Consider the following 12,398-nt stretch of genomic DNA (forward strand, 5'->3'; position numbering starts at 1 on the left):
ATTGTGCGCCCTCTCGGTAGACAGAGAGGGCGCGCGCTGCGATTTTTCTTTCCGTACCAATGACTTTTCGCCTGGTAATGTGTAACAGGTGTTCGCTGAATTCATCCCTCGTCGCTTAAATGCTCGCCAATCCTATAGATAAAAATACTAATAATGCTATTTTTATTGTTTCATTATTTTGTTTTTACCCTTTATCGTAGCGATAAATTGATTTACGCACGCGAGCTTTTACTCTAGGCCTCCCTTTATACAGCGAACAAGTAAGCAGATGAAAAATAATAAGATCGTTTATCTTGCCGTCGCCACCGCGCTCGGCTCTCTTTCCACCACCGCACACAGTGCCGGTTTTCAGCTCGCAGAAACCTCAGCGACCGGCCTTGGCCGCGCTTTCGCAGGGGAAGCGGCCATGGCGGATAACGCCAGTGCGCAATTTCGTAACCCTGCGCTATTAAGCTACCTTGCCGATACGCAAGTATCAGCCGGTGGCATCTACGTGAACCCCAACGTTGATATTGATGGGACAAACACAAACATCTCGAATGGTAAAAAGACTGCAACGTCAACCGATGATGTTGCCCATGATGCCGTGATCCCTAATTTCTATTTTGCCCATCAAATCGACGATCGCTTGACCGCTGGCCTCGCTCTGGCGACCAACTTTGGCATGGAAACCGAGTTGGGCAATGACTTCACGGGTACCCAGTTTGGTAACGAAGCGGCGGTGACGACCTTTGAAATCAACCCTAATATCGCTTGGAAAGCCACCGAGCAATTACGCCTCGGTGCCGGTATCCGTTATGTGTTGGGAGAAGGGAGTATTGGCGCCAAGAGTAGTACAGATTCTAAACTACCTACCAGCGCAGGCGCACTTGCTGGCAGCCCTGTTCCTGCACACAGCACTCTAAAATACATGGAAGGGGATGACCGTGCTTGGGGTTGGCAGTTGGGTGCCGTGTACGACATCAATGATATGCACCGTGTTGGCGTTAACTATCGCTCTGAGGTAAACCTGACATTAGATGGGCATGCAGAAGGGCTAACTTACAACCTAGCAGCGATTCAAAAAGGTCAACTTTCTGGAGCAGATTATCTGAGTGGCAATCACTATTCAGGCAGTATGGATCTCACCCTCCCCGCTACCGCCGAGTTCTCTTCGTTGCATCAGCTGACTGAACAGTGGGCAGTACACACCAGTATTAACTGGACCGAATGGAGCAGCTTTGACAAACTCGAGGCGAACATTCCCTCCCTTTCTAGCGATCCAAAGATGGTGAAAGTGGAAAACTGGGAAGATAACTATCGCTTTGCCATCGGCACCACCTACCAGTGGGATCAAAAACTGACGTTGCGCTCAGGCGTTGCCTACGATACCTCGGCAGTGAGCGATAAAAACCGTACTCTGACCATCCCAGAGACTGACCGGACCTGGTTGAGCGTGGGCGCCGGCTATGACGTGACCTCCAAGCTAACGCTGGATGCCGCGTTTACCTATGTGTTTGCCAAAGATGCCCCGGTGAAAGAGCCGCGTGATGGCATTGAGTCCGACAAATCAGGCTCTGCGTTTGGCGGTAATTTTGAAGGCGAGACCACAGGTAATGTGTGGTTAGTCGGCGTGCAAGCCAGCTATCGTTTCTAAGCATCACGCCTTATCTAACAAACACACCACGGCCCAAGCCGTGGTGTGTTTTATCACGTTTTACCCGACTCGCTTACGCTGATTTACGGGGCGGCATCGATATCATCGATAAAGTCATCGAGAAACTCATCATCCAAAGCGGGTTGTTGCTCCAATGCCTCGTCCCCTTTGGCGCGATAACGGCGATTTTGCAGGTAAGCGTCGCGGGCAAATGCATAAGGGTCTGGCGAATTGTCCAATTGCGACTCCTGAGACACTAACGCGGCGCGCGATTCCATCCCATCAAACATCCATTTTAAAACCGACTGCGGCAAGGTAAGTAACGCCAGCGGCGGGTACAGGCCATCAACGACTTCGCCCGCGCCTTCTCGCACTGAGGTAGGCCCATAGCCAGGCAGCATAATATACGCGCCCGTGCCCACATCATAGTGACCGATGGCATCACCAAATTCGCGCTGATCATATTTTTGAATATCAGCCGCTGACGCGATGTCAATCAAGCCCCCTAACCCAAACAAGGTGTTGATCCAAAAGCGGTTAAAATGGGTCGCGGCTTTCTCGCCTTCCAGCATGATCAAACTATTCAACATGCTGGCGGGCTCTTCGAGGTTGCCCAAAAAATTAGAAATCCCAGTGCGCACGGGGCTTGGCACGTAATCAACATAAGCGATTGAAACAGGACGCGCCACATAGGGATCCAGATAGTCGTAGTTGACTGTCCACATCGCACGGTTAAAGCCTTCTAACGGGTCTTCTGGGTGCGGCTCTGCACCTGGCGGACGTGATACACAACCGGATAACAGGCCGAGTACCGCCACCATCAAACACAGACGTTTCCACATCAAATGGGATTCCTCTACACAATGAAAGGCTGGGAATGCCCAGCCTTGCTAACAATGATAACTATTTTGTCTTGGTTATTGCTGTTTGTCGATAACCAGTTCTGCGTGGCTGCCTAGACGCACCGCATCACTTTGCCCGACCCAGTCACCTTCTTTGGTGCCCACATCGCCATCTTGGTCAATCCGCGCCCGAATCACTACCTTATCGTGCGAGGATAACGCCTGATTAGGATTCAAGCTGTCAGTGTCTGCCAAGTCCACAGACAAGGGAAACTTAGATAACGGTAGGCGCTTAGCCGCGATTGGCATCGGTGAGTCGGCCGAGGCATGCGCGGAAATAATCACCACTCCATCCTCGGGTAACTGCACTTGCTGATCCAATACCACTGTTACCGCGACTTTCGCGCCATCGGCGCTGTTAAGGGCTAGGTTTGCGCGCGCAATCGACTGATCTAACGTTTGATTACGCGGATCGTCACTGCCTATCAAAGTTTTCATCGCCTTCCACGTGGCAATAGCGTCCTGATATCGCCCTTGCTCGAACGCTTGATAAGCGAGCAAAGACATCGCCTGTAGATTAAAGGGATCCGCTTTCACCACAGATTTTAATAAATTCTGCGCCCGGGCACTGTCTGCTTCATCACCGGCAAACAACAAGGCTTGCGCGAGCCCGACTTGAATATCTGGCTGTGAAGGTGCCAAGGCATAGGCTTTCTCCATCGCCCCTTTTGCGGTCTCTCCGTCTCGGTTTGCTAGCCCAATTCGTCCCAGCAACAACCAACCGGTGCTGTCTTGCGGCTCATGCTGCAACCGGGTCCGCAACGCCAAGGTAAGATCTTGCATCTCTTGTTTGGTTAATGGCTTCTCACCCTCGAGTAGCCGCTTTGATAGCTCAGGCAACTGTTTGGCGGTTTGCTGCCACTGCGCCACTTGATTGGCACTACCCTCAATGCCATACAAGCCAAAGCTGACCACTGCTAACACAACCAAACCTGGCACCCACTGCATCGGGGTCAGACGCAAATGACGCGCTTGCTTGGCTTTCTCTTTTTCTGGGATATCATCCAGCAATGACTGCTGCAGATCCTGCCTCAGATCACGCGTATTATCGATTAAGCCTTCGGCACTTTCCGCTTCAATTTCTTCTACACGATCAAAGTAAAAGGCTTTGTTGAGTGCATCACGGCTACCTTGATGATCGTGCTCACTTTTTTGCCAAAGGGGCCACAAAAACATCACTGCGCCAAGGACAAAAAACACCAAGGTCGCGCCCCAAAACTCAATCATTTTGGCTCCTTATCTTGCTGGGTTGACGCATGCTCAGATGACGCCGGTTGTTCCGCTTGTTCATCGATGCTCGTCGCTGACGAGTCGTTTGACGACGCATCGGTTTGTTCTGGCGATGACAACAGCGCATCGAGTCGTTGCTGCTCTTCATCGCTCAGGGCGTGATTAACGGTCTGCTTAGCGCGTCGGCTGCGCACTATCACCACCCCCACGCCAGAAATCAGCACCAACGCCGGCGCAAGCCACAAAATGAGAGTTGATGCGGTGACAGGCGGGTTGTACGTTACAAAGTTACCGTAACGCGCGACCATAAAGCTGCGAATTTCCTCATCCGTCCGCCCTTGCTGCAGCATTTGGTGCACTTTTTGGCGTAAATCCTGCGCAAGCTCCGCGTTGGAGTCGGCAATGCTGTTATTTTGACACTTGGGGCAACGCAACTCACTGGTCAGGGCGCGAAAACGGGCTTCTTGCTCGGCAGAGTCGAACTTATACACGTCAATCGCGTTGGCAAATGCCAAGCTTGCGGTTAGCCACAACGCGCCAAGCAGGATCAGTCGCTTCATTTGTCAGCCCCCTTCAATGCATCAAATTTTGGCTTGAGGGTCTCTTGCCAATTACGTGCATTCACATCACCCACGTGTCGGTACTGAATCACGCCGTTGGCATCAATCAAAAAGGTTTCCGGTGCGCCATAGACGCCGAGATCCAGCCCTAACATCCCATCGCCATCATACAAACTAATCTGATAAGGGTTACCCAGGTTGTTTAACCATTTGATTGCTTTTTGCCGATCATCTTTGTAATTGAGTCCGATGATTTTCACCCCTTGTGCCGCCAGTTTGTTCAAAAACTGGTGCTCTGCATAGCAGGTCGGACACCAGGTGGCCCATACGTTCAGCAGCAGTGGCTCGCCGGTGAAAATGGCTTGGTCATACTCCTTGCTCGGGGTTTGTAGATCCTCAAGGTGAAAAGCGGGCACAGGCTTGCCCACTAATACTGACTCTAACTTGGTCGGATCATCCCCTTTGGCGTTGTTGTCGAGTTGAGCGACAAAAAAGCCCGCCAATGCCGCAAAAGCCAGGAGTGGCAGAAACCAAAGTAACTTCTTCATACGCTGGCCTCCTGTTTGGGTGCCTGCTTGCGACGAAACCGGTAGCGCTTATCGCTGATCGCTAACGCACCACCCAATGCCATGACAATGGCACCGAACCAAATCCAGCGCACAAAGGGTTTGTAGTAAAGTCGCATTGCCCATGAGCCATCAGGCAGCTCTTCACCCATGGCAATATAGAGATCACGGGTAAAGCCGCGATCAATCGTGGCTTCTGTCATCATCGAGCGCTGCACGGAATAGAACCGCTTTTCAGCATCCAAATGGTTGATAAAGGTATCACCACGGTATACATCAAACGAGGCCACGTAACCCTGGTAGTTAGGTCCTTGCTTGTCTGATAAGTCCGTAAACTTAAAGGTATAACCTTGCAAAGTGACGCTGCTGCCCGGCGCCATTTTGACATCACGCTCAATGTCATAATTCTCGACCATTGCCACCCCAATAATGGTGATCGCAAGGCCGATATGACCCAGTACCATGGCCCAATGGCTGCGACCCAGTTTTTTAATCCCTACCGTAAAGGCATGACGATGGGTAGCACGCAAGTGAAGCTCATAGCCATGCAGGAAGGTGATCCACAGCGCCATGGTTACGCCCATTGCCGCCATCGCTTTGAAACTGTCCGCTAAGATTGCGATGGCTCCGACGCCTAGAGTGACAGCCGCAATCCCACTCACGAGCATCGGCTTGGCTAAGGTTGACAGCTTGTCGCGCTTCCAGCGAATCAAAGGTCCAATGCCGAGGAAAAAGGCAAACGGTAGCATCAGCCACGCAAACAGGAAGTTAAAGAAGGGCTCGCCAATCGACACTGAGCCAAGGCCCAACTGCTTGTGCACAAGCGGCAATAAGGTACCAATCAAGACAATCACAAGCGCGGTCATCAACAAGGTATTGTTGACCAACAAGGCGTTCTCACGAGAAATGAACGACACTTTGGTTCGCCCTTTGATCTCGGAGGCACGCAGTGCATAGAGCAACAGTGAGCCACCAATCACCACCACAAGAAAGCCAAGAATGAACAGGCCACGCGCCGGATCGGAGGCGAACGAATGCACCGATACCAGCACCCCGGAGCGCACCAAGAATGTCCCTAATAAGCTAAGAGAGAACGCAGAAATGGCGAGTAATACCGTCCACGCTTTAAAGGTGCCACGCTTTTCTGTCACCGCTAAAGAGTGCATCAAAGCGGTTCCCGCCAGCCAAGGCATAAATGAGGCGTTTTCGACCGGATCCCAGAACCACCAGCCGCCCCAGCCAAGCTCGTAATAGGCCCACCAAGAGCCGAGCGCAATGCCTAAGGTTAAGAAAAGCCATGCAGCCGTGGTCCAAGGACGCGACCAACGAGCCCACGCGGTATCTAAGCGTCCCGCGAGCAATGAGCCAATGGCAAAAGCAAAGGCGACCGAAAAACCTACATACCCCATGTACAAAATAGGTGGATGCACAATGAGTCCAGGATCTTGCAACAATGGGTTCAAGTCACGGCCATCAACAGGGAAGTATGGCAAAGTGCGGTCAAACGGGTTCGAAGTCAGGATAATAAACAACAAGAAGCCGACCGATATCATGCCCATCACGGCGAGCACACGCGCGACTGACGATAACGGCATACCACGGCTAAATACCGCCACCGCCACGGTCCAAAGCGCCTGAATCAGTACCCACAGTAACAGTGAGCCCTCGTGTGCCCCCCAAACTGCGGTTAAGCGATAGTACCAAGGCAAGGCACTGTTGGAATTACTGGCGACATAGGCCACCGTAAAGTCATTGGTATAAAACGCCCAACTTAACGCAACAAAAGAAAACAGCAGCATGGCAAACATCCCTAAAGAAAGAGGACGTGCCATTTTCATCATTCCTTCATGGCCCTGATTGGCACCATAAAGCGGATAAAAACTCAATAACAGCGCTAATCCCAACGCAAGGATTAACGCATAATGCCCGAGCTCAACAATCATAACTGACTACCTTGTTTTTGCTCCTCTGTGTATTCAAGCGGCTGATGATTCTTTTCCATCGCCTCGGCAATTTCGGGCGGCATATACTCTTCATCATGCTTAGCCAGTACCTCACTGGCTTTTACCGTGCGTGAGTCAACCAATACCCCCTGAGCCACAATACCTTGTCCCTCGCGAAAAAGGTCCGGTAAGATGCCCTCGTAGGTCACGGTGACCGCTGGGCCCACATCGGCGACGTCAAACTGAATAAGCAACGACTCTTGGTCGCGTTTCACCGAGCCTTCCACCACCATGCCGCCAATTCTTAAGCGCTGACCGACTTCCGGCTTGCTTCCATCCGGCTTACCTTGCACGATTTCGGTCGGTGTGTAGAACAGATCCATATTTTGGTTTAAGGCATACAAGACCAGGCCGATAGTGGTCGAGACACCAATTAGCAACGCTAAAGTGATCCACAACCGTTTTTTGCGTCGAGGCGTCATAATGTGTTCTCCAGTGCTTGTGCATCTTTTATTCGCTGCTCACGGGCGATTTGTTGTTTGACCGCTTGCAGGCGTTTTTTATGTGTACGCCGGTAACCCATAATGAGGGCCAACATGGCCGCCGCGGTGATACCGAATGCGCTCCATACATAGGCGGCATAGCCTCCCATCGCTAAAAACGCACTAAAACTCTCAAAATGCATTAGTTACCCTCCACCAAAGCGCGCACCCAAGGCCGATGAGACTCTCTTAAGAGAATTTGATTCCGCAGTCCCATCAAGGTCAAGGCGACAAAAAAGCACGCAAAGCCGAGTAAGCACACCAGTAGGGGCCAAAGCATGCCAGGATCGATTGAAGGCCGAGCGAATTTGGTGATAGTGGCGCCTTGATGCAAGGTGTTCCACCACTCAACAGAGAAATGGATGATAGGCAGGTTAATCACGCCCACCATCGCTAATATCCCCGCGGCTTGTGAGGCCGTGCGCGCATCGTCAAACGCGTTATACAAAGCCATGACGCCAATATAGAGGAATAATAGAATTAACTCAGACGTGAGGCGTGCATCCCACACCCACCAAGCGCCCCACATCGGCTTACCCCAAATCGCGCCTGTCACTAGGGCAATAAAGGTAAACACCGCACCGACCGGCGCGATCGCTCCCACCGCCCAATCGGCCATCTTTAACTGCCAAACACGGCCAATAAATGCCGCGATCGCCATCGACATATAGGCGCCCATCGACCAAATGGCAGCGGGGACATGAATATAGATAATGCGAAAACTATCGCCTTGTTGGTAGTCTGCTGGCGCGAAGGCTAAGCCCCAAACCATGCCCACAACCAAGCTCAGGCCTGCTAACACAGCAAACCAAGGGAGGAGTTTTCCACACAGCCGGTAGCTCACTTCCGGCTTTGCGTAAGGGTGAAGCCACTTCCACATGACAATTGCTCTACTTCCTGATTAATTATTAGTTCACGCTCACACGCAACGCGGCGGCGATAGCAAAGGGGGCCAAGGTGACGGACCCAGCCAACATGGCACCAAGGATCGCCAGCTGTCCATTGATGTCTGCACCGAATCCCGCCATATCAATCGCTGAGGTGGCAAAAATCAGTACAGGAATATAAAGCGGGAGGATCAGCAAGCTCAGAAGAACGCCTCCCTTCCGCAGCCCTACTGTCAGAGCAACCCCAATCGCACCGACAAAACTTAATGTTGGGGTACCCAACAATAAAGTCATGACCACCGCTTGATACTGGGTGGCATCGAGTGACAGTAATAACGCCAACACCGGGCTGACTAACAATAAAGGCAAACCGGTCAGTAACCAGTGTGCGATGACTTTCGCGATCACTAACAGTGGTAAGGGGACGGGCATCAGCATCATTTGCTCAAGTGACCCATCCAGATAATCGTCCCGGAACAAGCGCTCCAATGACAGCAGCGCAGAGAGTAACGCCGCGACCCAAATAATGCCGGGGGCGATGGTCTGCAATAACTGGGGACCTGGCCCGACACCGAGCGGAAACAAGGTGATCACAATAATAAAAAACCACAAAGGATTCAGACTATCAGCCGGCTGGCGAAAAGCGACTTTTAGCTCTCGGCGAACAATCAACCACATTGCTTTGATCATTGCGCCCCCAACTGAATACGACGTAATAGCGGGTGATCCACAAACATGTCTTGGTGAGTGGTAAATAGCACCATCCCGCCTTGTTGCACATGCCGCTCAAACACAGCTTCAAGCACCTTTACCCCTTGTTTATCAATCGCCGTCAGCGGCTCATCGAGAATCCACAATCGCCGATCACTTAACCAAAGTCGCGCAAGGGCAACGCGCCGATTTTGTCCCGCTGATAGCTGCCCCGCAGGAATATCCTCTCGCCCCGCCAAACCGACTTTGGCAAGCGCTTGCCAAATGGCATCATGATCACACCGCCCATGCATTTGCAGATAGTAAGCCAGGTTTTCGAAGGCAGTAAGCTCGCGCTTAACCCCTGTGGTGTGGCCTAAAAATAGGAGATCGCGATAAAAGGCGTCGCGTTGTTGGGTGATCGCCTGCTGCTGCCAACAGACCTCGCCACTGTCCGCGAGCCCTAGACCCGCGATAATTCGCAATAACGTGGTTTTGCCTGCTCCGTTTGGGCCTTCTACCTGAACAAGATCACCGGGAGACAGAGAGAATGTCAGCGCATCAAACAACACTCGGTCATCACGAACACAGCAAAGCTGTTTCACTTCCAACATGACAAATGTTGCATCCTGCTTGTGTTACAAAAGTGGACGCATAGTACCACAATGGTCAAAATGACTGTTAGTTACCACAGGGTTGCAAAGTGTGACTCGCGTAAATAATTGTGAGAAACCATGAAGATTGCCCCAACGAATCCACAACAACTGGTGATAAAACCGGCTGGCTTAGCCTCACAGTCCTCGTCACCAATCGATGGACGTGCGCTGTTGCAGGCACAATTTACCCTGATACATACCAAGGCCAGCACGGGATTGACCGATGTGTTAGCCCAGTTACATTTGTTACCTGCATTGACTGCCACCATGAGACAGCAACCCGCGTCGGCGCAAACGTTGATGCAATCACTGCTTAGTGCTTGGACGCTCCCCACTTCCGCTCAGCAACAGGCACCCCGTTCAGACACCATTGCCCAATGGCTCGCGCAGCGCCCCGCCGATAAGTTGCTTACCACATTGCTCAAGCAATGGCTTTCGTCTCAGTCAGAGGGGGATAATATGACGGGTGCCTTAAGACTGATGGCCGAGCAAAGAGTCGCTGAGTCATCTCGCCCCGGCGAGTGGCAATGGGTTTTACCCTTTTCTGATCCGCAGCGTCCGCCCATTCGCGTCACAGCACGCAAACAAACCGGACAATCGGCGTCTCCCTCGGCGGATAGGGTGCAGTGGCAAGTTCGACTGTACCTTCCTGTCGGCCATCAGTTTGTCCGCGCAGATTTATCGCTATCAAAGGAAGAGAGGGCACTGACACTGACCGCACCGACCGCTAGGCTTAAACAACGGATTCATCAAACACTTGATTGGCTCGATGAACGGCTTACCCATCAAGCGATTGCCTTGGATATCGACATCAATGACGACATCGACGAAACCGGGCCCGTGTCTGAGGGTGACGTGCCAGCCGCTGGCATTTCCATGAGGGTTTAACGATGAAAGATAAAAAACGCGCGGTCGCGCTTGGGTATGACGGCTACCATGCCCCCAAAGTCAAAGCGAAAGCCACTGATCAACTGGCGCTGGAGCTGATTGAGGCCTTGAGTGAGCAAGGTGCACTGATTCATCAAGATGCCCATTTGCTCGCCTGGCTAGAGCGACTGGATAAAGATGATGAGATCCCACCTGAACTCTATCGAGTGATTGCCGAGTTGATTGCTTACGCTTGGGTATTGGAGGGAAAGACCCCACCAGGTTGGCAGGGACACACACCGATAGATACGTTGGTGTAGGATAGCTTAGCGGTTAGCGCTGCTGGTTGGCAGCTTGTCGCTTACGCAGATTAAGCAGCAATTCAGCCTCTGCTTTGGGAAGATCACACTCTTGCATTAACTCGTCAACATCCGCACCCAAATCAACCATTTTACTGGCTCGACTATAGAGGCGGCTTTCCGAATCTTGCATTTCCAGCTCAACATGCTTTTCTAACAACTCATCCACACTGGCAGATAAGTCGGCGAGCTTCTGCCCCATCCCCATACTACCCGCCCGCAATTCATTGAATTGCTTCGCCAGACTGTCATGGCGTTGGCGCGCACTTTTGAGCACGGTTTCCATTGCTTGCAGTTTATTCTCTAGCCGCTGTCTGGCACGCTTTTCTGCGCGAAGGCACCATAAAGCAACGATGGCAAACACCACCGTCACAGCAACGGGCGACCACGTCAGCACAAGCTCCATCATTACAGCATGGCCATCTCATTCCACTCTTCGTCGGTCAACAGCTTGTTGAGATCAACCAAGATTAGCAGTTCGCCGTTGCGGTTACTGACGCCTTGAATAAATTTAGCGCTTTCTTCTGTTCCCACACTTGGCGTGGTATCAATTTCCGATGTTTTTAGATACACCACTTCCGCGACGCTATCGACCATAATACCGATCACCTGCGTCTCAGCTTCGATCACTATCACGCGCGTGTTGTCAGTGACGTCGGCTGACGCCAAACCAAAACGTGAGCGCGTATCAATCACAGTGACGACATTGCCACGCAAGTTAATGATACCCAATACATAGTCAGGGGCGCCCGGAACGGGTGCAATTTCGGTGTAACGCAGCACTTCACGCACCTGCATCACATTAATGCCGTAGGTCTCTTCTTCAAGCTGAAAAGTAACCCACTGCAACACCTCGTCATTGACGCCTTCTTTTTGAACTTCAGCTACCTGAGACATTGATTTTCCTCTTTACGCGCTGTGTAACTAGTTATTACGCCATCGCCTTGGCGTCAATCCCCTGATTTAACATAGCAATAAATGCTTGAACATGGATCAGAGCACACATTTTTTCTTTGACCATGCCTGCGAGCCAAGGCCGCTTTCCCGCTTGTTTTCGCCAGCGAATCGCTTTACCACTGAGCGCTTGGGTACCGAGCAATTGATCACATGCCAGTCCCCACTTACTATCGCCCAGAATCACAATATAATTATAGTCGTCCCTGTGCTGATTATCTGCCAGTTTTTCTGGCATCACCCAGCGGGCTGTATCGACGACATCAAGCTGTTGTTGCTTTTCTGTCTGTAATCCTAGATACCAATCTGGTCGACCGATAAGACGGTTGCATTCGCCAAGCTGATGAATACCGCCCAATTCGGCCAAAGGCACCGCATAGGTTACCCCCATACTCTCGAAGAATAATACCTGAAACTCTGCCTCGGTTTCAGCATTTTCCCATTGAGTGGGGGGCAGATCGTCACCGGCTTGCGTGTCGGCTTCAGCCTCGTCGTGAATCTGCTCTGCTTGTACCGTCTCTTCAACGGCCTCAGTATCAAGTTCGGGGACAGCTTGTTCTGCTTCTACCGCGACATCGACGTACGCCTCGGTCTCGGTCTCGGTCT

16 protein-coding genes are annotated in these 12,398 nt (G+C 51.7%); 3 read left to right on the forward strand and 13 right to left on the reverse strand.

All coding sequences use genetic code 11. From position 1 onward, the window contains the following. The first annotated feature begins 268 nt into the window (after positions 1-268). Positions 269-1,636, forward strand: coding sequence for an outer membrane protein transport protein (locus BGL48_RS00085; protein ID WP_069360731.1), 1,368 nt, complete (start codon positions 269-271; stop codon positions 1,634-1,636). 83 nt (positions 1,637-1,719) lie between these two features. On the opposite strand, the gene BGL48_RS00090 is transcribed toward BGL48_RS00085, so the two are convergent. The 10 genes from BGL48_RS00090 to ccmA form a co-directional block, all read right to left on the reverse strand. Then, entirely contained in the window at positions 1,720-2,478 is a 759-nt protein-coding gene (locus tag BGL48_RS00090) for an MlaA family lipoprotein (RefSeq protein WP_069360732.1), read from the reverse strand. Positions 2,479-2,553: 75 nt separating this feature from the next. Then, a complete protein-coding gene (gene ccmI / locus BGL48_RS00095; RefSeq protein WP_069360733.1) occupies positions 2,554-3,765 on the reverse strand; it encodes a c-type cytochrome biogenesis protein CcmI in 1,212 nt (403 codons plus the stop codon). After that, a complete protein-coding gene (locus BGL48_RS00100; protein ID WP_069360734.1) occupies positions 3,762-4,328 on the reverse strand; it encodes a cytochrome c-type biogenesis protein in 567 nt (188 codons plus the stop codon). The genes ccmI and BGL48_RS00100 overlap by 4 nt, the downstream gene beginning before the upstream one ends. Further along, entirely contained in the window at positions 4,325-4,876 is a 552-nt protein-coding gene (locus BGL48_RS00105) for a DsbE family thiol:disulfide interchange protein (protein WP_069360735.1), read from the reverse strand. Before BGL48_RS00105 ends, BGL48_RS00100 begins: the two co-directional genes overlap by 4 nt. Next, positions 4,873-6,837: a heme lyase CcmF/NrfE family subunit gene (locus tag BGL48_RS00110; RefSeq protein WP_069360736.1), complete on the reverse strand. Its 1,965-nt coding sequence runs from the start codon at positions 6,835-6,837 to the stop codon at positions 4,873-4,875. The genes BGL48_RS00105 and BGL48_RS00110 overlap by 4 nt, the downstream gene beginning before the upstream one ends. After that, positions 6,834-7,319 (reverse strand): cytochrome c maturation protein CcmE, encoded by a 486-nt coding sequence (gene ccmE / locus BGL48_RS00115; protein WP_069360737.1) that lies wholly within the window; start codon positions 7,317-7,319, stop codon positions 6,834-6,836. The genes BGL48_RS00110 and ccmE overlap by 4 nt, the downstream gene beginning before the upstream one ends. Beyond that, entirely contained in the window at positions 7,316-7,522 is a 207-nt protein-coding gene (gene ccmD / locus BGL48_RS00120) for a heme exporter protein CcmD (protein ID WP_069360738.1), read from the reverse strand. The genes ccmE and ccmD overlap by 4 nt, the downstream gene beginning before the upstream one ends. After that, positions 7,522-8,259, reverse strand: coding sequence for a heme ABC transporter permease (locus BGL48_RS00125; protein ID WP_069360739.1), 738 nt, complete (start codon positions 8,257-8,259; stop codon positions 7,522-7,524). Before BGL48_RS00125 ends, ccmD begins: the two co-directional genes overlap by 1 nt. 28 nt (positions 8,260-8,287) lie before the next feature. Next, positions 8,288-8,956 carry a heme exporter protein CcmB gene (ccmB, locus tag BGL48_RS00130; protein ID WP_069360740.1) on the reverse strand — a complete coding sequence of 223 codons (669 nt, stop codon included), beginning with the start codon at positions 8,954-8,956 and terminating at the stop codon, positions 8,288-8,290. Continuing rightward, on the reverse strand, positions 8,953-9,570 hold the full coding sequence (ccmA, locus tag BGL48_RS00135; RefSeq protein WP_069360741.1) for a cytochrome c biogenesis heme-transporting ATPase CcmA: 618 nt from the start codon (positions 9,568-9,570) through the stop codon (positions 8,953-8,955). The genes ccmB and ccmA overlap by 4 nt, the downstream gene beginning before the upstream one ends. Positions 9,571-9,690: 120 nt before the next feature. Between ccmA and BGL48_RS00140 the strand changes: the two genes are divergently transcribed. Both BGL48_RS00140 and BGL48_RS00145 read left to right on the forward strand, forming a co-directional pair. Continuing rightward, positions 9,691-10,500: a hypothetical protein gene (locus BGL48_RS00140; protein WP_069360742.1), complete on the forward strand. Its 810-nt coding sequence runs from the start codon at positions 9,691-9,693 to the stop codon at positions 10,498-10,500. Positions 10,501-10,502: 2 nt separating this feature from the next. After that, positions 10,503-10,799, forward strand: a complete 297-nt coding sequence (locus BGL48_RS00145; RefSeq protein WP_069360743.1) for an EscU/YscU/HrcU family type III secretion system export apparatus switch protein — start codon at positions 10,503-10,505, stop codon at positions 10,797-10,799. A gap of 13 nt (positions 10,800-10,812) precedes the next feature. Here BGL48_RS00145 and BGL48_RS00150 read toward each other — a convergent pair whose 3' ends face one another. The 3 genes from BGL48_RS00150 to BGL48_RS00160 form a co-directional block, all read right to left on the reverse strand. Next, positions 10,813-11,247: a DUF2802 domain-containing protein gene (locus BGL48_RS00150; RefSeq protein WP_069360744.1), complete on the reverse strand. Its 435-nt coding sequence runs from the start codon at positions 11,245-11,247 to the stop codon at positions 10,813-10,815. Next, positions 11,247-11,735, reverse strand: coding sequence for a chemotaxis protein CheW (locus tag BGL48_RS00155; protein ID WP_069360745.1), 489 nt, complete (start codon positions 11,733-11,735; stop codon positions 11,247-11,249). Before BGL48_RS00155 ends, BGL48_RS00150 begins: the two co-directional genes overlap by 1 nt. Positions 11,736-11,769: 34 nt before the next feature. Then, positions 11,770-12,398: chemotaxis protein CheW (locus tag BGL48_RS00160; protein ID WP_141698044.1), on the reverse strand; the 629-nt coding region annotated here is incomplete at its 5' end.

The organism is Salinivibrio sp. SS3, assembly GCF_001722105.1.
Classification (GTDB): Bacteria; Pseudomonadota; Gammaproteobacteria; order Enterobacterales; family Vibrionaceae; genus Salinivibrio; species Salinivibrio kushneri.

What these genes read in the sequence shown, in the direction of transcription:
- ccmI (WP_069360733.1), bottom strand. Translation starts at nt 3,765, where the DNA reads ATGATTGAGTTTTGGGGCGCGACCTTGGTGTTTTTTGTCCTTGGCGCA.
- BGL48_RS00125 (WP_069360739.1), bottom strand. Translation starts at nt 8,259, where the DNA reads ATGTGGAAGTGGCTTCACCCTTACGCAAAGCCGGAAGTGAGCTACCGG.
- BGL48_RS00090 (WP_069360732.1), bottom strand. Translation starts at nt 2,478, where the DNA reads ATGTGGAAACGTCTGTGTTTGATGGTGGCGGTACTCGGCCTGTTATCC.
- BGL48_RS00110 (WP_069360736.1), bottom strand. Translation starts at nt 6,837, where the DNA reads ATGATTGTTGAGCTCGGGCATTATGCGTTAATCCTTGCGTTGGGATTA.
- BGL48_RS00100 (WP_069360734.1), bottom strand. Translation starts at nt 4,328, where the DNA reads ATGAAGCGACTGATCCTGCTTGGCGCGTTGTGGCTAACCGCAAGCTTG.
- BGL48_RS00145 (WP_069360743.1), top strand. Translation starts at nt 10,503, where the DNA reads ATGAAAGATAAAAAACGCGCGGTCGCGCTTGGGTATGACGGCTACCAT.
- BGL48_RS00105 (WP_069360735.1), bottom strand. Translation starts at nt 4,876, where the DNA reads ATGAAGAAGTTACTTTGGTTTCTGCCACTCCTGGCTTTTGCGGCATTG.
- ccmB (WP_069360740.1), bottom strand. Translation starts at nt 8,956, where the DNA reads ATGATCAAAGCAATGTGGTTGATTGTTCGCCGAGAGCTAAAAGTCGCT.
- BGL48_RS00150 (WP_069360744.1), bottom strand. Translation starts at nt 11,247, where the DNA reads ATGATGGAGCTTGTGCTGACGTGGTCGCCCGTTGCTGTGACGGTGGTG.
- BGL48_RS00085 (WP_069360731.1), top strand. Translation starts at nt 269, where the DNA reads ATGAAAAATAATAAGATCGTTTATCTTGCCGTCGCCACCGCGCTCGGC.
- ccmE (WP_069360737.1), bottom strand. Translation starts at nt 7,319, where the DNA reads ATGACGCCTCGACGCAAAAAACGGTTGTGGATCACTTTAGCGTTGCTA.
- BGL48_RS00155 (WP_069360745.1), bottom strand. Translation starts at nt 11,735, where the DNA reads ATGTCTCAGGTAGCTGAAGTTCAAAAAGAAGGCGTCAATGACGAGGTG.
- BGL48_RS00140 (WP_069360742.1), top strand. Translation starts at nt 9,691, where the DNA reads ATGAAGATTGCCCCAACGAATCCACAACAACTGGTGATAAAACCGGCT.
- ccmD (WP_069360738.1), bottom strand. Translation starts at nt 7,522, where the DNA reads ATGCATTTTGAGAGTTTTAGTGCGTTTTTAGCGATGGGAGGCTATGCC.
- ccmA (WP_069360741.1), bottom strand. Translation starts at nt 9,570, where the DNA reads ATGTTGGAAGTGAAACAGCTTTGCTGTGTTCGTGATGACCGAGTGTTG.